Annotated in this window: 20 protein-coding genes; 6 read left to right on the top strand and 14 right to left on the bottom strand. The window is 67.7% G+C overall.

Annotated elements, in window-relative coordinates; translation table 11 throughout:
- Positions 1-86 precede the first annotated feature (86 nt).
- The 8 genes from ACQPWZ_RS29595 to ACQPWZ_RS29560 all read right to left on the bottom strand — a co-directional run bounded on the left by ACQPWZ_RS29595 (position 87) and on the right by ACQPWZ_RS29560 (position 5,120).
- Entirely contained in the window at positions 87-341 is a 255-nt protein-coding gene (locus tag ACQPWZ_RS29595) for a hypothetical protein (RefSeq protein ID WP_433572840.1), read from the bottom strand.
- Entirely contained in the window at positions 338-538 is a 201-nt protein-coding gene (locus ACQPWZ_RS29590; protein ID WP_433572839.1) for a hypothetical protein, read from the bottom strand. Before ACQPWZ_RS29590 ends, ACQPWZ_RS29595 begins: the two co-directional genes overlap by 4 nt.
- 15 nt (positions 539-553) lie before the next feature.
- Positions 554-742, bottom strand: a complete 189-nt coding sequence (locus tag ACQPWZ_RS29585) for a hypothetical protein (protein ID WP_433572838.1) — start codon at positions 740-742, stop codon at positions 554-556.
- A 19-nt stretch (positions 743-761) separates the two neighbouring features.
- Positions 762-1,016: a hypothetical protein gene (locus tag ACQPWZ_RS29580; RefSeq protein WP_433572837.1), complete on the bottom strand. Its 255-nt coding sequence runs from the start codon at positions 1,014-1,016 to the stop codon at positions 762-764.
- Between the two features lie 142 nt (positions 1,017-1,158).
- On the bottom strand, positions 1,159-3,390 hold the full coding sequence (locus tag ACQPWZ_RS29575) for a cell division protein FtsK (protein ID WP_433572836.1): 2,232 nt from the start codon (positions 3,388-3,390) through the stop codon (positions 1,159-1,161).
- A 94-nt stretch (positions 3,391-3,484) separates the two neighbouring features.
- On the bottom strand, positions 3,485-3,865 hold the full coding sequence (locus tag ACQPWZ_RS29570; protein ID WP_433572835.1) for an RRQRL motif-containing zinc-binding protein: 381 nt from the start codon (positions 3,863-3,865) through the stop codon (positions 3,485-3,487).
- Entirely contained in the window at positions 3,865-4,827 is a 963-nt protein-coding gene (locus ACQPWZ_RS29565; RefSeq protein ID WP_433572834.1) for a DUF2637 domain-containing protein, read from the bottom strand. The genes ACQPWZ_RS29570 and ACQPWZ_RS29565 overlap by 1 nt, the downstream gene beginning before the upstream one ends.
- Positions 4,824-5,120, bottom strand: a complete 297-nt coding sequence (locus tag ACQPWZ_RS29560) for a hypothetical protein (protein WP_433572833.1) — start codon at positions 5,118-5,120, stop codon at positions 4,824-4,826. Before ACQPWZ_RS29560 ends, ACQPWZ_RS29565 begins: the two co-directional genes overlap by 4 nt.
- A gap of 500 nt (positions 5,121-5,620) precedes the next feature.
- Between ACQPWZ_RS29560 and ACQPWZ_RS29555 the strand changes: the two genes are divergently transcribed.
- Positions 5,621-7,003, top strand: a complete 1,383-nt coding sequence (locus ACQPWZ_RS29555) for a hypothetical protein (protein ID WP_433572832.1) — start codon at positions 5,621-5,623, stop codon at positions 7,001-7,003.
- Here ACQPWZ_RS29555 and ACQPWZ_RS29550 read toward each other — a convergent pair.
- Positions 7,000-7,902 carry a phosphotransferase enzyme family protein gene (locus ACQPWZ_RS29550; protein ID WP_433572831.1) on the bottom strand — a complete coding sequence of 301 codons (903 nt, stop codon included), beginning with the start codon at positions 7,900-7,902 and terminating at the stop codon, positions 7,000-7,002. The two genes, ACQPWZ_RS29555 and ACQPWZ_RS29550, sit on opposite strands and share 4 nt — an antisense overlap.
- The gene (locus ACQPWZ_RS29545) at positions 7,899-8,351 is read right to left on the bottom strand and encodes a GntR family transcriptional regulator (protein ID WP_433572830.1); all 453 of its coding nucleotides are present in this window, start codon (positions 8,349-8,351) and stop codon (positions 7,899-7,901) included. Before ACQPWZ_RS29545 ends, ACQPWZ_RS29550 begins: the two co-directional genes overlap by 4 nt.
- 176 nt (positions 8,352-8,527) lie before the next feature.
- On the opposite strand from ACQPWZ_RS29545, the gene ACQPWZ_RS29540 reads away from it, so the two are divergent.
- A complete protein-coding gene (locus tag ACQPWZ_RS29540; protein ID WP_433572829.1) occupies positions 8,528-9,232 on the top strand; it encodes a DUF4145 domain-containing protein in 705 nt (234 codons plus the stop codon).
- A 115-nt stretch (positions 9,233-9,347) separates the two neighbouring features.
- Here ACQPWZ_RS29540 and ACQPWZ_RS29535 read toward each other — a convergent pair whose 3' ends face one another.
- Both ACQPWZ_RS29535 and ACQPWZ_RS29530 read right to left on the bottom strand, forming a co-directional pair.
- Entirely contained in the window at positions 9,348-9,626 is a 279-nt protein-coding gene (locus ACQPWZ_RS29535) for a hypothetical protein (RefSeq protein WP_433572828.1), read from the bottom strand.
- Positions 9,627-9,811: 185 nt separating this feature from the next.
- Positions 9,812-11,464: a P-loop ATPase, Sll1717 family gene (locus ACQPWZ_RS29530; RefSeq protein WP_433572827.1), complete on the bottom strand. Its 1,653-nt coding sequence runs from the start codon at positions 11,462-11,464 to the stop codon at positions 9,812-9,814.
- A gap of 426 nt (positions 11,465-11,890) precedes the next feature.
- Between ACQPWZ_RS29530 and ACQPWZ_RS29525 the strand changes: the two genes are divergently transcribed.
- Entirely contained in the window at positions 11,891-12,892 is a 1,002-nt protein-coding gene (locus tag ACQPWZ_RS29525; protein ID WP_433572826.1) for an NAD-dependent epimerase/dehydratase family protein, read from the top strand.
- A gap of 21 nt (positions 12,893-12,913) precedes the next feature.
- Here ACQPWZ_RS29525 and ACQPWZ_RS29520 read toward each other — a convergent pair whose 3' ends face one another.
- Both ACQPWZ_RS29520 and ACQPWZ_RS29515 read right to left on the bottom strand, forming a co-directional pair.
- Positions 12,914-14,026 carry a sensor histidine kinase gene (locus ACQPWZ_RS29520; RefSeq protein ID WP_433572825.1) on the bottom strand — a complete coding sequence of 371 codons (1,113 nt, stop codon included), beginning with the start codon at positions 14,024-14,026 and terminating at the stop codon, positions 12,914-12,916.
- 2 nt (positions 14,027-14,028) lie between these two features.
- The gene (locus tag ACQPWZ_RS29515) at positions 14,029-14,760 is read right to left on the bottom strand and encodes a response regulator transcription factor (protein ID WP_433572824.1); all 732 of its coding nucleotides are present in this window, start codon (positions 14,758-14,760) and stop codon (positions 14,029-14,031) included.
- 111 nt (positions 14,761-14,871) lie between these two features.
- On the opposite strand from ACQPWZ_RS29515, the gene ACQPWZ_RS29510 reads away from it, so the two are divergent.
- Genes ACQPWZ_RS29510 through ACQPWZ_RS29500 form a run of 3 tightly spaced genes read left to right on the top strand, consistent with a single transcriptional unit; the run spans position 14,872 to position 16,987 of the window.
- Positions 14,872-15,585 carry a glycosyltransferase family 2 protein gene (locus tag ACQPWZ_RS29510; RefSeq protein ID WP_433572823.1) on the top strand — a complete coding sequence of 238 codons (714 nt, stop codon included), beginning with the start codon at positions 14,872-14,874 and terminating at the stop codon, positions 15,583-15,585.
- Entirely contained in the window at positions 15,582-16,229 is a 648-nt protein-coding gene (locus ACQPWZ_RS29505; RefSeq protein WP_433572822.1) for a TIGR04282 family arsenosugar biosynthesis glycosyltransferase, read from the top strand. The genes ACQPWZ_RS29510 and ACQPWZ_RS29505 overlap by 4 nt, the downstream gene beginning before the upstream one ends.
- A complete protein-coding gene (locus tag ACQPWZ_RS29500; protein WP_433572821.1) occupies positions 16,226-16,987 on the top strand; it encodes a class I SAM-dependent methyltransferase in 762 nt (253 codons plus the stop codon). Before ACQPWZ_RS29505 ends, ACQPWZ_RS29500 begins: the two co-directional genes overlap by 4 nt.
- Positions 16,988-17,081 lie beyond the last annotated feature (94 nt).

Raw genomic sequence — 17,081 nt, 5'->3', positions numbered from 1 at the left:
TGGAGACCTCCAACAGGTCTGTAGTGGGCTGGTTGGCCGGGGCGGCCCCGTGTCATTGGCGTGAGAGGGGGCCGCCCCGGGCGTAGTTAGGCCGCGTCGCGGCGTCGGGCGGCGAAGTCGATGACCGTGGCCACAGGCGCGGGCGCCGTCTGGCGCGGGGCCTTGATGCGGCCCTTCGGCGGGGGCTCCGGCTCGGTGGTCTCGGTGGGCCGGAAGCCAGCGACGACGGACGCCACGGTCTCGTCGTGCCTGCGGGTGATTCGGTGCCCGATGAGGCACACCGGGCCGACGATTGCGGCCGGGCCGAACAGCACTGTGGCGGTGATCAGTTCACTGTTCATCCCGCTTCACCCCTTGCGGTGGTCAGCAGCGCGGGGAGCGTGCCACCGAGGGTGTTGAGGCGGTGCTCGATCGCCTGCCAGGAGGCGGGGTCGATGCTCATGAGCGCGGCGGCGGCTGTCGGGAGGTCGCCGCGGGCCTGGGCTTCGAGCGCAGTGCGCAATTCACCCGCGGCCATGAGCGTGATCCGATCGGTCATGGAGGGGGCTCCCTTCTAGAGGTCGCTGACGGCAGCGATGACGGCGGTGGTGAGTTCGTTGACGGGACCGGCGGCGCCGGTGGAGGCGAGGAAGAAGCCGAACATCACGGCGACGAACGCGGAGCCGTAGCCGAGGGTCTTGGAGCGCAGCAGGAAGAACAGGACCAGTCCGTACAGGGCGACGAGCGAGACGGTCACGGCCATGGCCGGACCTCCTTTCGGGTCAGGGGCGGGTGCCGGCGCGGTAGGTGCGGGCGGCGACGTTGAACAGGTGGCGGCCGATGCGTATGCGTTTGCCGTGGCCCTTGCAGCGGCGGCAGGTCTTGCCGCGCTTGGGCCGTCCCTTGCGGTCCGTGGTGGTCGCGAAGCCGAAGCCGTGGCACTTGCGGCAGTCGCCGAACGGCGAGCCCGCACACACAGCGACGTAACACAATGTGACTACGAGCAGGAGCGTGATAGCGAGCAGGGCAGGGGGCATGACGGGCCCTTCCAGGCGGTGTTCAGGGGTTTTCGCAGGTGGGCCGCTATCGGCTAGCGGCCTGATCAGATAGGGCGGGGACCGCTAGCGGGCCCTCTAGCGCTAGAGGGCCATCCCCCTAGCGCTAGAGGCGGGTGGACGGTCAGCCCGCATCCCGCTTTCGGTCACGCTCCGAAATCGCGGTGGCGATGTGGGCCCGTTCGAAGCCGGTCCGGTTGACGGTCTTGCCCTTGATCCGCCGGGCCACCTGCCCGGTGGCGACGCCGTACGGCTTGAGCGCGGTGGTGAGTTGGCGTGCCTTGTCAGCGGGCGCCATCTCGCCCCATGCGCTGTACCGCTCCGGCCGCAGCTCGGCGAGCCGGTCCACCGTGACGTCGTTCCACGGCTTGGCCTCATCCGCCGGAACAACGGCGAGGATGTCGTCAAGCAGCGGGTCGGCCGCATCCCGCCGCTCCGGCTGCTGCCCGGCGGCAATGCCGCGCAGCGTGCCGGCGTCGATGCGGGCCTTGCGGGCGCGCTCGCAGATCACTTCGGCGGCCGGGTTGTCCAGGTAGTAGCCACGCACGATTTGCGGGTCATCCGCAGCGCCGACCAGGTACCCGATGCCCTTGTCGGACTTGGTGAACGACGTTGCGCGGATGCCGTTCTTGTAGGTCGACGTGCCCAGGATCATGTCGTTCTCGATCTGACCCATCACCCGCAGGCAGAACCGGGTACCGACGTTCGCGCTGATCGCCGGGGGCAGCGATTCCTTGTCCGGGCGCTGGGTGGCCAGCAGCAGCATGACGCCAAGCGCACGGCCGCGCTTGATGATCGCCGTGCACAGCGCCCCGGCTTCCTTGCCGAACTTCTCGTGGGAGAACAGCTCCTGGCACTCGTCGATGGCCAGCACCAGCGGATGCAGACCCAGCGACCGGTTCGCCGCCAGCTCCGGAGTTACCTTGTTCTCCGGGCACTTGTCCTTCGGCAGGCTGCTGATGACCTTGGCGCGGCGCTCCAGGTCCTTGTGGACGTAGCGGATCGAATCGAGCGTGGCCGCGCACGTCTCGTCGTCCGGTCCGGAGCCGTAGTCGGCGGCCACCCTCTTCAGCGGATCCAGGTCGCCGGTGCCCTTCAACTCCCACACCAGCAGCTCAGAGAGCACGTCCAAGGCCGCAGCCAGCAGCGGGGTACGCAGGGAGAACGTCTTGCCCATGCCCGGCATCGCCCCGATGAGGACGTTGTCGTACATCAACGTCAGGTCGACGTTCCGGCCCCGCTGATCGGTACCGAACGGCAGCGGCTTGAACAGCGAAGCCGTCCCGGACTTCGCCAGCGGCCACGTTGCGAGCGGCACCTTGTTCAGCGCCCGGTCCCCCACCCACAGCACCATCCGGCCGGCATGCTCATCCGGAACCGGCTCCGGCCACACACAACCCAACGGGCGGCGCAGACCGGACGCAAGCTTCTCGCGCCGGTCCAGGATGTCCGGCACCGTCACGCCGTAGGGCAAGTCCACATCCGCCCGCCACCCGGGCCCGTCCCGCGTAATCGGCGCGGGGAACTTGATGCCCTCCCCGCCCTTGCCGAGCGCCTTGTTGATCTCAGCAATGCCGAGCGCACCCAGTGCGCGTTCCACGATGCCGGACGTCAGCCGCTCCACCTCGCTCGTCACCACAGCGCGAGTAATGACCGGCTTGTCGGACGGGGCACCCAGGAAACCGAGCCCGGCCGTGAGCACCGCAACCGCCAGCACCGTCAGCCAAGTCGGGGCCAGCACGTACAGCAGCAGCGCGACGACCGGACCGAGGACGAGTCCGAGGACCATGAGGATGCCGCGCAGCTTCACCCGGTTGTCACGCTGCCGGGACAGCTTCAGGTACTGCTCGACGTCCTCGCGCCGGGCAGCGACCTGCCGCAGCGGATCGCCCTCCGTATCCGCCACCCAGCGCAGTGCACCGCCGATGAACCGTGCCGCCCCCGCCGGGGCCTGGAACGTCAGGCGGAGGCTGTACCAGGGCAGGCGGACCGCGTGGAACGCGGTGGTGTGCCAGGCGTGCCCGGCCAGCCAGCCCAGCGCATCCAGGAACTCAGGCTTGGAGCGCGCCCACGCGGGGATCACCTCGCGCCGCCTAGCGCCACGGACCCTGTCCATCAGGCTCGGACCGGACGGCGCGGGGCCGTCGACCATGAGAGCCGACTCCCCCTCACTCCAGTCGGCCCACTGCTCGGGCTCGGAGTCGGGTGCATGGTGGCCGACCGGGTCGGCCGACTCGCTGCGAGCCGACCGCGCCCGGTCCAGGTCGACTACGTCCGCACCGAAGTCGGGGCCGAAGTCGGCCGCCATAGCGGCTTCGAGTCGGCGGATCAGATCGTTCTCATCGTCGTGATTCACTGAACGTCCCTCCCTGGAACCAGGGTTGGAAGGGGCCCGGACGGCGCTTTGGACGGCATGCGTCCGGGCCCCACTTGGTTGGTGTCGTACGAAGTCATGCGGCGCGCTGTTCCTCGGGATAGGCGCACGGGACGCACGTGCCGAGCGATGCGGGAATGACGTATCCGGCATCCATCCGGCAGGCGGGGCAGGTACGGCGTGCCGTCATCGCCCGGTCGAGCGCGGCCCACTTCGCAGGCGTCATCGGCCGCACCGGCTTGGCCCGGTCGACCCGGTACAGGAAGGCGGCCAACGCGCCCGACTTCCGGCGCCGACTGCGACGCATCACCTGCGCGACGACCTGCTGCCCGCCAGGCCGTAAGCCGCGGGCCCGGAGCTGACGGCGAGTGGCGTAGCCGTCCGGCGCGAACCGCCACGGGAAGGTCGGTATCCCGTACGTGGTGCCGTTCGGGTCGTAGCAACTCGCCGGAGCCATCAGGCGGCCACCGGCTCAAGCTCCTGCCGGCCACCGCCGGTGGCGCGCTCCGACTTGAGCGCGTCACGCAGCATCCGCGCGTTCGCTGCAGACACCCGCACCGTGGTTCGGATGCGGTCCGCGGTCAGCTCAGCATCCGACCAATCGGCCGTAGCCTCACGCGCTGCAATCAGCAGGTCGGCAGGCGTCCGCGATCCGGCTTTGCCCTTGGTCCTGCTACGTCGTCCGGGGCTGGGCTTGGCCTTCGGCTCGCCCTCGGCAGCACGGCCCGGCTCAGGGTCAGACGGTGCAGCCGGTGCAGGCGCGGGACCCAGTTCGCCCAGCCTGAGCAGCACGCGGGTGCGCTGCGGTGTGCGCTTGCGCCAGCGACGCCCGTAAATCTCGCGCAGCTCCGCGCGAGCCAACTGCCGTTCCTTCTCCCGCTCCAACGCCACCGCGTAGGAGGTGACCTCCCACAACGTCATCCGACGCCACAGGGCGAACGTGGAGGGGAAGGCCAGCAGCCACCGACCAAAGCGAATCTTGTCCATGCGCCGGCCGGTCGCCGCACCAATGCGGACGGCGTAGACGTGGGCGCCGATCTCGGAGAACACCACCCACAGCAGCGGCATCGTCCCGTGAGCCACCTTCGCCCACATGCCCTGCCCGGCCGCGACGTTCAGCCCGCACGTGATCAGCGTCAGCGCCCACGGCACGAACCGCACCCAGGCCAGCGCCATATCCATCCGGATCAACAGCAAGTTGGCGACGGTGAACACCGGAATCGCCACATCAATGCCGACCGGCAGCATCCACGGCGAGACGAAACCCCACCGTGCGGCAGCGACCGACACGGCATCAAACGAAGCAACCAAGCCCAGCGCCCCGACCCCGGCCGCAGAAAGCGCACCCAGAGCGGCCAGCCCCAGTTCCGGGCGGGTCAACGGCGGCACTTCCGTCCGCGCAGACGTCGACTTGGTCATGCCGCCACCGCCTTGCCGCCGCGCGGCCAACGCCGACTGGTCCGGCGAGGCAGCGGGGTGATGTTGAACAGCTCCGGGGCGTACGTCTCGATGGCCTCGGCAGCGACCCGGCTCACTGTGTCCGGGAGCTCCGGGTAGGCGGCGAGGATGTCCCGCGCGGCATCGAGGCGGGCGGCCCGTTCCATCTCGCTCTCACCCACCACACCGAGCCACAGATCCAACGGGGTTCCGAGCGCGAGCTCAACGAACTCTGTGGCGGTAACAGCCACATGACCAGCAACGATGTTCTTCATGGGTCGTACTCCTCTCACAGTGGAACGGCCCAAACAGCGGCCCCGGTGTTCCAGCACCGGGGCCGCGCGCCGTCGACGTCTTGTTCGGCCTAGCGGCCATCAGGTTTGTGCGCGGACATGAGCCGCGCCGGCCGCCTTTTCTGAGGAGGCGGTGACCTCGTCACGCTGTTGAGTTCTCAAGGAACGACCAGCAAGGGGCTCCCGTCGTGGCGAGCGATCCCGAGCCGGCAAGCCGCCCGCCCGAAGCGTGGCATGTATTACCTACCACTCACGTTGGCAGATCGATTCCGCGTCGTCAAGCACTCGGCTTTTTTGAACTCGGAACCGTCGCTCTGCCTTGCGGCGGTGACTCAACTATTGCCAAAGGGAGGGGACTTCAGGAGCGTGTACTTGGGGGTGTACTCGTGCACTCCGACGTGCAAACCCTCTGCACCCCTTGCCTGGCCTGCGTAGAGTGACAGTGCGTCAAGCTGTGACTTCGGCCGCTCCATGGGGGATCAATGGCAGACGGGAACGCCAGATTGACGGCGCTCATGGAGCAAGGCGGCTTCTCGCACAAGGCGCTCGCTCGCGCCGTGGTCGTCGCTGCCGGCCGCTCAGGTCAGGACGTCACCTGTGATCACACCTACGTCAGCCGCTGGCTCAAGGGCTCCATCCCGCGGGGCGACATGCCTCGGTTCATCGCTGACGCCGTCGGGCGGAAGCTGGGACGCCAACTCACCATTGACGACATCGGGATGGGTGACGCGGCTGTCTCCGCCATACAGCCTGACTTGGGCCTCGATTTCGCAGACCGCCCCGAGTCGGTCACCACCACTGTGGCCGACCTTTGGCGCGCCGATCTCGCGGAATCCGAGCTGCTGATTCGAGCGCTCCCAGACTCCGCCGCATGGAACGAGACGTCCGTGCGTTGGCTCGTCTCACCGCCGGACGGCGAGCTCACGCGCTCTGGCGGCCGGTCCGTTGGGGCCGTGGACGTCGACATGGTGCGCTCGACTGCCGACGCGTTCAGCATGCTCGACGGCAAGTTCGGCGGGGGCCACGCACGACGCGCGCTCATCCAGTACCTGCACACCGATGTGCGACCCATGCTCGACGGAAGGCACTCCGATGCCGTGGGCAAGCAGCTCCATTCGGCAGTAGCCGAAGCGCTCTTGCTCACAGGATGGATGTCGTACGACAGTGGCCTGCACGGCATCGCACAGCGCTACTTCATTCAGGCCCTGCGCATGACGCATGCGGCTGGCGACAGGCTGCTAGGCGGGTGCATCCTCTCCGCAATGAGCCACCAGGCCACCTTCGTAGGGCGATACCGCGAGGCTGCGACCCTGGCTCGTGCCGCGCTCACTGGTCCGGCCGCGAGGCTCACGCCGACACTCGCAGCGCAGTTCCGCGCGATGGAGGCGCGGGCACTGGCGCGCTTGGGCGACGCGCGAGGCTGCGACCTCGCCCTGTCCGAGGCGGAACGTCAGCTCAGCCAGCGCACCACGGACAGCGATCCGGCCTACATCGCGTACTTCGACGAAGTGGAATTGGCAGCCGAGTTCGGGCACTGCTTCCGCGATCTGGGGCGCTCCGCGCAGGCCACGGAACGGGGCGCGGGCTCCATATTTGGCGATGGTCTCAACAACCGCAGCGACTTCTTCGCGACGATGGTGCAGGCAGAGGCGTACATCAACCAGGGCGAGGCCAGCCGAGGGTTCGACATCGCCCTGAGCGCGTTGCAGCTCGGAGAGGGCCTGAAGTCGGCACGCTGCGTGCAGTATGTGCACGAGTTCCAGGGGCGCATCACCGACGGCATGAAGCGGGCCGGGGAGTTCCGCGACTTCATAGAACAGGCCCGCGGCTTCCGCCTCTGGCAACAGGTCGGGGTCCAGCCCTAGAACGGTGCCCAGTCGCGGCGCGAGCCGCCTGAGCGCAGTGTGTCTACCCGCTTCTCCACTTCGTCGGCCGCGCGTGAATTCGTGCCAGCGTTCTGCGAGAGCCACGTGACCATCAGCAGCTCGCGGACGCTGCGCAGCACCTCATACCCGGACCACTCTCGAACGTCAAAGCCGTAGCCGTCTGCAAAGTCGACGTACTCGGCCTTCGTATGCCAGCCGAAGCTGTCGTAGTACATGGCCGTCTGCATGAGGTCCCACTCCCGTGGGCCGGTCACGAAGCCATCCAGATCGATGACTTTGGGATGTCCCGCAGCGTCGCGCAGGACGTTGCCGATGTTGAAGTCTCCGTGCAGTGGGCCAGCCGGAAGGACGAACCGCAGTCGGTCGTACTCAGCCGCCAACTCCTCTGCCAGGGTGGCTAGATATTCGCGTGTTCCAGACGGGATCACTGCCAGCTCTAGGCGCTGTTCCACCTTGTCAAAGGGGTGGAGCGGCGGCAGGGAAAAGGGCGGTGGCTCTAGTTCGTGGAGCTGCCGCAGTAGTTCACCCATCTCGCGCGTACTGGCGTAGGTGTCCCCGTCAGCCAGCCCTTCCCAGAAGGTCACGGGGTGGCCGTCGATCACAACGGGCTGTTCCGCCTCCGTGACGAGTCTCGCGGCCGGGTACTTCCCGGCTGCGAGCCACATCGCCACGGCTACCTCTCTACGGACGGACGGCAGCCGGTCAGCGCTGCGACCGACACGGGAAACAATGCGACCACTATCAATGCGGAACACTGCGTGATCTCCGAACCGCAGCATCTCGATACCGTCCGGATCCACATCGGCGAGAGCGCATGCCCTCCGCAGGATGTCCTCTGCCGCTGCGGCGTCGAACACGATGCGTTCGGTCGTCGTCATCCCGTCCGATCCCCCTGCCCGGCGGGCAACGCACGGACTTCCCGCCCTCGCGTCGTCCCTCTTGCGATGAGTCCCTGTCCCTCCATCTGCGCGATGGCGGAACGGACCGCGGTCCGCGACACGCCGAATCGATCGCACAGCTCTTGCTCGGTAGGGAACCGGTCACCGACCTTGACCTCATCAGCCCGCAGGAGGTCAGTCACCCTCTCGACCAACGGACGCCGGTCACCAGTCCCCGCCACGTACCACCCAGCCCCCTGCACGGACTCGATCGCACCTTCGCTCTTGAGCACACTGAGTGCCCGCTCAATGGTGCTGCGGCTCACGCCATACGTACCGATGAGCTTCGCCTGAGACGGTAGCGCTTCGGTGATCTCGCCCTTCTTGATCTTCTGACGCAGAGCCTCAGAGACCTGCAAGTACGTACCTCGCGGACTGACCTGCGACACCTAACCTCCCATTCGATGATCTCGCTGCGTAACACCCGCCGCCTCAAGCTTCCCACGACGAGGGAGCGCACCCCAGGGGGTCGCTCGCGGTGTCCCGACGAGGTCCCCACCCTCGGCGCCCCACCAGTACCTGAAAACGCCGCGTGCCGAAACATCGTGTGAGCTACCGTCCTCCCGTGTTCACCAACCTGGACGGCTTTGACCCTGAACTCAATAGAAGGTCAATCGCTGGCGAGTGCGCGAACTGCATGCGCCACACGACACTCCAGACCAAACTCCATTCCAAGCTCGACGGCACCGGAGTCAAGGTCGGAGAGAAGCAGACGGTTCGCTTTCTCCTGCAACTCACCTGCGACTGGTGCAATAACGACTGCGCATTCATCCGACGGGTTGAGATCGGTAACAGGCAGACCACCGGGGGGCTTCGAGAGGAGTACAGGACGATCTCGCTCGAACGAGTCTGGCCCAAGCAGACCCCCCGCGAACTTGCACCGGAAGCCCCTGACATCGTTCGGGAGGTTTTCGCCGAAGCGGCGCTCGCCGAAGCTGCTGGGGCCCTCCGCCTCGCTGGCATCGGCTACCGCGCCACAGTGGAGCAGATCGTCAAGTACCAGGGAGCAGCAGGCAGCAACCTCAACCAGCGCATTCTCGCCCTGTCCGGGATGGGCGTACCTCAAGATGTCGTGGACGCTTTCCACGAGGCCCGATTCGTCGGGAACGACGCAGCACACGATGCCCTCGCCTACGACGATGAGGAAATCGCGGACATCGCCGAGCTGATCCACGAAGCGGTGCTCGTCCTGTATGTCCAGCCTGCGCAACGGGCCAAGATGGCTACCCAGCGGGCCACCCGCCGTGCAACCGCGAAGCGGGCTCCCTGAATAACTTCGCACGCAGTCCTTGACGTGCGACATGCCCGCTCGTCACGCTCCTCCGGGCCAGATTCCCTGTGCCAGCGGATCCCGAACGCGTGCCATCGATCCTTGACTAGTGAAACTAGTCAGCATCAGGTAGCCGCGGGGATAGGGCGCGCAGGTACTCACCTGTCCATGCGACGTAGTCCTCGGCACCGCTGGCCTTGGCCAGTTCGAACGCCAGGAACATGTTCAGGTTGAGTAGACCCGCGACGACATGCATCACTTCAGGGAGTTCGCGATCTTGGAGCACGTCGGTGATATGTGTAGCGGCGGCAAGTCGATCCGCCTCCATCCACAGCATCAGGAACTCGACGGCAATGCGGGTCGAGTCTTTCTTGGCTTCGCTGGGGTCTGTCATCTGAGTAGCGTAGCCCGTCCGATTTCACCAAAATTGCCGCAAGTCATGGAACTTCTGGCACTAGACAGTTGCCCCCGCCCAGGGCGCGCCGGCATGTGCTCATGCATCGCCGACGAAGGCATCACAGTACCGACTGCCCACTCAACGTCAACGTCCGTGTGGGCACACCAGTTATGGCACAACCTTCAGCGAGTGAAATTATCGATGCGCGTATCCAACCCCATCTGAAAAGCAGGGTGAATATTAAAGTCCGTAATCGCTTCGAGGTTTCTAGTCCTATGCGCAAAATCCGGGAAGTCTTGGGCGTAGCGAAATTCTGTGCGAATGCCAGTCATGCAGCCAATAAACCCGATGTCGTACAGCAGGCAGACCAATGGACCGTACCAGTCCGACCAGCTCCCATCTGGATGGGACCACATCTTCGCAGTGAGGCCATGCACCCAATCCGCTCCACGAAATCCCGGGTCACCCGTCAGAGTGATTGCGTCATCGAGGATTCTAGTGAAGTCAGCGCGAGGCAAGGGCAGCGTGACGCCTTCGAATAGGTAGAAGACCTTGTCGATTTCAGGAAAGGAAGTCTTCCATTCATCGCGCAACGCAAGCAACCGCTTATGCGAGTACGACTCTTCCGCGTTGCGAATATCGTCCCAAGTTAGTCGAGTACTCGTGGAAATCGATAGCGCTTCATTAAGAAAGGCGATTATGTCTCGCGGCCTCATTAGGGTTCGCTTGAGCATGTACTCCAAAGCGTCCCCTCGTGTGCGATTGCTGCGGGGCAGGATGTCGTAAATGGAGTGGGCGCTAGTTCCGTGCTTGGTGGCCGCCACGCGCAGACGCTCAGTCACAAGCTCTTCCAACTCGCCCGCGGTCCACCGCATCCTGAGCGCCATCGACCTGAATTTCTCTTCTTGGCCACCAGATCTATGGCCAAAATCTAGATGCTCAAAAATGTTTGTGCGGAGAGCGACGATCACTTTGAGATTGGTTACGCGCTGGAGGTCTAGGACTGCGCGAAATAGGCACCTGATCAAGCCGTTCGCCAGTTTCTCATCAACCCAGTCGCGGTCCAAGTCATCGATCACAACGAATGTGAAGTTTTGGCGACTCTCAAGAATATCCTCATCGAGGACCTTCATCATTTTATTGAGTCTGGCCATCTGGGTTTCGTTGACGATTCTCTGAAATCTATCAGCCAGTTCCGTCCTCACCTCCGAGGAGAAGGTATCCCCCGAAGAAGCGCCTAGTGTCGCGTCAATCTGTCCAGGCAGGCCGATCTTCCCTTTCGCCTCTTTATTTATCTTCTCTTCAAACTTCTCAGTGATCTCCTTGACGCGCTGATCCGCTTCGACCCAAAATCGGTCCTGGAATTCCTCTAGATAATCGAGCGCGGCACGCTTTCCGGGATCTCGTCTAATCTTCTCCCTCAGGGCGCTGAGAAAATTGGCTTTCGCGGTAGGTGAATTCACCTTGTACCTGTGGCGAATTAGCTCAACCAGCAGGACATGCTTCCAGAGAGCAATAAATAGCGGATCCAGGCTCACTTCCAAGCTATCCAAGTAGCGCATCACGCTGAGATTTGTGATGTATTGCAGGGACAAATCTTCCGGAATGATCCGCACTACGTGATCCGGGAATTCCTCCTCTAGCTGCTGAAGCGCAGCAGATTTCCCGGTTCCGGTTCTGGCAATCACAAAACAGTGAGGGTCATCTTTATCGGAGATGGTGATGTAGTCGTCTGATTCATAGAATGCCGAACGCAACAGCTGCTTGTCAGCTTCAGCTTGTTCGGCCCCGAGGTTGAAATTCGGCCCTCGGCGGCGCGCTCTGTCCTGTGACATGCCCCCCCTGCCCGCAGCAGCTCCCCAGCTACTCCGTGTAATGATCCCTTCACCATAGCGGAACCGGAGTTTGCTGAGTAGACACTCGGCAGCACCTTCAACTTCGGGCCCGTTAACGTGTCCTGAGGCCAGCGGCCGTTGCCGGACATCAGACGGAGAGAAGCGTCTTCCCGCCTGGTGAGCACGCCCGGTGGCCTCAGTGCGGGAGCCAGAAGGGGAGCCAGAGGGGGCGACACATGCTGGTCCGTCTTGGACGACAACGGACGGTGACGCCCAGCGGTCATCGCCGTAGCGGCACTCTCCAACTGCCTGTTCCCTCCCTCTGATTACGCGGGAGGTAATGGGCGGTCCGGCGCCGTCTTACGGAGTCATGACGTACCGCCGCCGCACCCCGGTGCGCCACCCCCGCGGCGCTAGCGTGGCCATATGCGTGTACTGGTCACCGGCGGTGCCGGGTTCATCGGGTCCCATGTCGTCGCTGCCCTCCGGGAGCGCGGGCACGAGCCCGTGGTGTTCGACGTCAAAGTCGATCCCGCAGCAGACGTGCGGGATCCGGTGGCCGTCGGGCGGGCGCTCGGTGGGGTGGATGCCGTGTGTCATCAGGCCGCGATGGTCGGGCTCGGCAACGGGGTTGCCGACGCCGCCGAGTACGTCTCGCGCAACGATCTCGGCACCGCCGTGCTGCTCGCCGCCATGGCCGAGGCCGGTGTCCGGCGGCTCGTGCTCGCCGGGTCGATGGTCGTGTACGGCGAGGGGCGGTACGCGTGCCCGCTGCACGGAGTCGTACGGCCCGGGCCTCGTGACGTCGCCGATCTCGACGCGGGGCGGTTCGAGCCCACGTGCCCGGTGTGCGGGGAGGGCCTCTCCCCCGGGCTGGTCGGGGAGGACGCCCCGGCCGATCCGCGGAACGTGTACGCGACGACCAAGCTCGCCCAGGAGCATCTGGCCGCCGTCTGGGCCCGCTGTACCGACGGGTCGGCGGTGTCGTTGCGCTACCACAACGTGTACGGGCCGGGGATGCCCCGCGACACCCCGTACGCCGGTGTCGCCTCCTTCTTCCGCTCGGCGCTCGCCCGGGGCGAGGCACCGCGTGTGTTCGAGGACGGGGGGCAGCGGCGGGACTTCGTGCATGTCCGGGACGTGGCGGCGGCCAACCGGGTGGCGTTGGAGGCGGAGGCCGCCCGCGGGGTGCTCACCGTGTACAACACCGGCAGCGGTGACCCGCACACCGTCGGCGAGATGGCGCGGGCGCTGGCCGCCGCGTACGGCGGACCCGAGCCGGTCGTCACCGGCGAGTACCGGCTCGGGGACGTACGGCACATCACCGCGGACTCCTCGCGGCTGCGGGACGAGCTGGGATGGCAGCCGGAGGTCGGATTCGAGGAAGGCATGACGGAGTTCGCACGGGCCGGGATGCAGCAGGCATAGCGCCCGGTGGTGGTGCCCGCGTCAGGAAACGGCGGCGGGCAGCACCACCTCGAAGCGGCAGCCGCCGGGAATGTTGCGTACGCCGGCCCGGCCCTGATGCGCTTCAACGATTCCCCGCACGATGGCGAGGCCCAGCCCCGCGCCGGCCGGGGGCGTCCGGGCGTGGGTGCCGCGCCAGCCGGTGTCGAAGACGCGCGGCAGGTCCTCCTCGGGGATGCCGCCGCAGCCGTCCGACACCGACAGCACCACGCCCTCGGGGGAACGTTCCACCGTTACCGCGACCGTGCCGTCGGCCGGGGTCCGGCGGATGGCGTTGACCAGCAGGTTGCCCAGCACCCGGCTCATCTCCTTGCCGTCCACCTCCACCGGTACCGGCTCGATGCGGCCGCCGACCAGCCGCACGCCGTGCTGCCGGGCGAGGGGGTCGACTCCCGCCAGCGCGTCGCCGACCAGGTCGTAGAGGGAGATCCGGGTGGGCATCAGGGGCAGGGTGCCGGCCTGGATGCGGGAGAGTTCGAAGAGGTCGCCGACCATGTCGTTGAGGCGTTCGACCTCGGTGCGCATCTGCTTCAGATAGCGGTCGGGATCGGCGGCGACGCCGTCCTCCAGGGCTTCCGACATGGCGCGCAGGCCGGCCAGCGGGGTGCGCAGGTCGTGCGAGATCCAGGCGACGAGCTCGCGCCGGGAGGCCTCCAGGGCGCGTTCGCGCTCACGGGACTGGGCGAGCCGGGCGCTGGTGGCCGCGAGTTCGCGGCTCAGGAACTCCAGCTCGGCGGTCGCCGGGCCGTCGGGGGCGGCGAAGTCCCCTCCGTCACCGAACGAGCGTGCTGCCACGGCGAGTTCGCGGCTGCGCGCGACGACCCAGCGACCCAGCAACAGGGCGGTTGCCAGGGAGACGACGGCCGCCATCGCGACGACGGTCGTGACGACGGTCAGGTCGTGCGGCGACAGGAACATCGCCCAGGCCACGGCGAGCGTGCCCGCGAGCATCGCGACGACGCCGACCGCAGCGACCACGGCGAGCGAAGCGGTGAGCGAGCGGCGCCGGATCAGGCGCAGGAGGCCCGCTCCGGCCAGACCGGTGGCGGCGGCACCGGCGAAGGCGTACAGGGCGATGAGCAGGGTGTCGCGCACGGTCAGTTCTCCTCTGCGGCGGGATCGAAGCGGTAGCCCACGCCCCACACGGTCTGGATCAGCCGGGGCCGGGCCTGGTCGGTCTCGACCTTGCCGCGCAGCCGGCGGATGTGGACCGTGACGGTCGACAGGTCGCCGAAGTCCCAGCCCCACACCTCGCGCATCAGGTCCTCGCGGCTGAAGGCCCGCCCCGGGTTGCGCAGGAAGAAGCAGAGCAGGTCGAACTCCCGCAGGGTGAGGGCGAGTTCAGCGCCGTTCCGGGTGGCCCTGCGGGCCGCGGGATCGAGGGTCAGACCGGCTGCCCCCAGCCGGTGTCCGGCGGCGGGCCCGCTGCGGCGCAGCACCGACTCGACGCGCAGCACCAGTTCACGGGGACTGAAGGGCTTGGTGACGTAGTCGTCGGCGCCGACCTCAAGGCCCAGGATGCGATCGTCCTCGTCACCGCGGGCGGTGAGCATGATGACCGGCACGGGGGCGCGGTCGCGGATCCGCCGGCAGACCTCCAGACCGTCCATGCCGGGCAGCATCAGGTCGAGCACCACCAGATCCGGGCGGTGCGAGGCGGCGCGGGCGAGGGCCGTCGGACCGTCGTCGGCGCGGTCGACGAGGTAACCGGCGCGGTCCAGATACCCGGCGACGACCTCGGCGACGGTCGGATCGTCGTCGACGACCAGGACCCGGAGGGACCTGTCGGTGGCGTGCGCCCCTGGGGACTCGTACGGCTGTTGCTGCATGCCCCCAGCCTGGCACTGTGCCGCCGGTGAGGAGCATGCCGGCCTCCGACGTCCGCGTTTCGTAAGGAGTAGAAGTCCGGTATGCCCGGTTCGCGTTCGTAGGGTGAGACCGTGACCACGACACCTTCGGACGTCGATGTGGTGCTGCCCTGCCTGAACGAGGCCGAGGCCCTTCCCTGGGTTCTCGAACGGATTCCGCCGGGCTGGCGTGCCATCGTCGTCGACAACGGTTCCACCGACGGCTCGGCCGCGATCGCCCGCGCGTACGGCGCCACCGTCGTGCCCGAGCCACGCCGGGGCTTCGGCGCCGCCTGCCACACCGGGCTGACCGCCGCCACCGCCGACGTGGTGTGCTTCTGCGACTGCGACGCCTCCCTCGACCCTTCGCTCCTCGTCCCCTTCGTCCGCGAAGTGCGCGACGGCGGGGCGGACCTGGTGCTCGGCCGGCGGCGTCCGCAGGGCCGGGGTGCCTGGCCCGCACACGCCCGGGCAGGAAACCTCGCGCTCGCCCGGATACTGCGCCGCCGCACCGGGCTGCGCCTGCACGACCTCGGTCCGTTGCGCGCCGCCCGCCGGGAGCCGCTGCTCGCCCTCGGCCTCACCGACCGGCGCAGCGGCTATCCGCTCCAGATGGTCGTCCGCGCGGCCGACGCCGGCTGGCGGATCGCCGAGCACGACGTGCCGTACCTGCCGCGCACCGGAGCGTCGAAGGTGACCGGCACCTGGCGCGGGACCTGGCAGGCCGTACGGGACATGAGACGCGTGCTCGGCGAGACCCCCGCGTACCCGGCAGGCACCGCACACCCAGGAGGAACCGTCCGTTGACCACGCTCCTCGTCATCGCCAAGGAGCCGCGGCCGGGCCGGGTCAAGACCCGGCTGACTCCGCCGTTCACGCCGCACGAGGCGGCGGAGCTGGCCGAGGCGGCCCTCGCCGACACCCTGCATGCCGTGGCGGCCACCCCCGCCTCCCGGCGCGTCCTCGTCCTCGACGGCGCCCCCGGCCCCTGGCTGCCGTCCGGCTTCGACGTCGTACCGCAGTGCGCGGGCGGGCTCGATGAGCGGCTGGCGGACGCCTTCGCGCACTGCGACGGGCCCGCCCTGCTCATCGGTATGGACACCCCGCAGGTGACGCCCGAGTTGCTCACCGTCGATTTCGCTGCCTACGACGCCTTCTTCGGCCCGGCCGAGGACGGCGGCTTCTGGGCGCTCGGGCTGGCGCACCCCGATCCCGCCCTGCTGCGGGGCGTGCCGATGTCGACCGCCGGGACGGGTGCGGTCCAACGGGACCGGCTCGTCGCCGCCGGGCTGCGGGTGCGCGACCTGCCGCGCCTGCGCGACGTCGACACCGCCGCCGACGCGCACGCCGTCGCCGCACTGGCCCCGCACGGCCGCTTCGCGGCCCGGCTGGCCCGGTGCACGGCGGTCACGGCAGCGAAGCCGGCCTCGCGACCGGCCACACCCCGATGAGCACGCCTCCCGCCACCGCCCTCCCCTGGGCGACCGCCGACCCCTACGCCGCCGCCCTGCGCGCCGGTCACGGTCCGCTGTTCCTGCGCCGCGCCGACGGCTCGCTGCTGCCCCTGGAGGTGGAACGCTGGTGCGCCCGCGCCGATGCCGTCGACCGGAGCGTGCTGGACCGGTGCGAGGAGACCGTGCTCGACGTGGGGTGCGGGCCCGGGCGGCTGGTGGCCGAACTCGCCGCCCGGGGGCGGGCCGTCCTCGGTATCGATGTCAGCGAGGCGGCCGTCGAACACACCGTGCGGCTCGGTGGTCAGGCGCTGCGGCGCTCGGTCTTCGAGCCGCTGCCCGGCGAGGGCCGCTGGGGCACCGCCCTGCTCATGGACGGCAACGTCGGCATCGGCGGCGACCCGGTCACCCTGCTGGACCGGCTGGCCGGACTCCTGCGCCCCGGTGGCCTGCTGATCGCCGAGACCGTCCCCGTGGACGTCGACGAACGCGCCCGGGTGCAGGTCGTCGGCCTCGGCGGCACCGACGGAACCGACGCCCTCTTTCCCTGGGCGCGGCTCGGCACTCGCGCGCTGCTCCGGTACGCACGGGGCTGGGAGCAGACCGGTCAGTGGACGGCCGGCGGACGGTGCTTCGTCTCCCTGCGCAGCCACAGCCGCAGCACCAGGAGCAGCGCCGAGCCGCCGAAGAGGACGGCGGTGATCAGGAGCCAGCGGGCGAGGAACACGTCCGCGGGGAGCCCGGTGGCGGACCGGTAGCGCGCCTCGGCCGCCCCGCTGATCAGCGGGAACCACACGAGAAGGAGCAGTCCGGAGAGGGCGGCCGGTACGCGCACGTACAGGATCCGGTCCC

The sequence above is a fragment of the Streptomyces sp. CA-251247 genome, assembly GCF_050952975.1.
GTDB classification, from domain to species: domain Bacteria; phylum Actinomycetota; class Actinomycetes; order Streptomycetales; family Streptomycetaceae; genus Streptomyces; species Streptomyces achmelvichensis.
Note: the sequence above shows the minus strand (reverse complement) of the source record. Positions and strands in the feature narration are given on the sequence as shown.

Coding starts and splice junctions, on each gene's coding strand:
- ACQPWZ_RS29595 (WP_433572840.1), bottom strand. CDS start 341: ATGAACAGTGAACTGATCACCGCCACAGTGCTGTTCGGCCCGGCCGCA.
- ACQPWZ_RS29590 (WP_433572839.1), bottom strand. CDS start 538: ATGACCGATCGGATCACGCTCATGGCCGCGGGTGAATTGCGCACTGCG.
- ACQPWZ_RS29585 (WP_433572838.1), bottom strand. CDS start 742: ATGGCCGTGACCGTCTCGCTCGTCGCCCTGTACGGACTGGTCCTGTTC.
- ACQPWZ_RS29580 (WP_433572837.1), bottom strand. CDS start 1,016: ATGCCCCCTGCCCTGCTCGCTATCACGCTCCTGCTCGTAGTCACATTG.
- ACQPWZ_RS29570 (WP_433572835.1), bottom strand. CDS start 3,865: ATGGCTCCGGCGAGTTGCTACGACCCGAACGGCACCACGTACGGGATA.
- ACQPWZ_RS29565 (WP_433572834.1), bottom strand. CDS start 4,827: ATGACCAAGTCGACGTCTGCGCGGACGGAAGTGCCGCCGTTGACCCGC.
- ACQPWZ_RS29560 (WP_433572833.1), bottom strand. CDS start 5,120: ATGAAGAACATCGTTGCTGGTCATGTGGCTGTTACCGCCACAGAGTTC.
- ACQPWZ_RS29555 (WP_433572832.1), top strand. CDS start 5,621: ATGGCAGACGGGAACGCCAGATTGACGGCGCTCATGGAGCAAGGCGGC.
- ACQPWZ_RS29550 (WP_433572831.1), bottom strand. CDS start 7,902: ATGACGACGACCGAACGCATCGTGTTCGACGCCGCAGCGGCAGAGGAC.
- ACQPWZ_RS29535 (WP_433572828.1), bottom strand. CDS start 9,626: ATGACAGACCCCAGCGAAGCCAAGAAAGACTCGACCCGCATTGCCGTC.
- ACQPWZ_RS29530 (WP_433572827.1), bottom strand. CDS start 11,464: ATGTCACAGGACAGAGCGCGCCGCCGAGGGCCGAATTTCAACCTCGGG.
- ACQPWZ_RS29525 (WP_433572826.1), top strand. CDS start 11,891: ATGCGTGTACTGGTCACCGGCGGTGCCGGGTTCATCGGGTCCCATGTC.
- ACQPWZ_RS29515 (WP_433572824.1), bottom strand. CDS start 14,760: ATGCAGCAACAGCCGTACGAGTCCCCAGGGGCGCACGCCACCGACAGG.
- ACQPWZ_RS29500 (WP_433572821.1), top strand. CDS start 16,226: ATGAGCACGCCTCCCGCCACCGCCCTCCCCTGGGCGACCGCCGACCCC.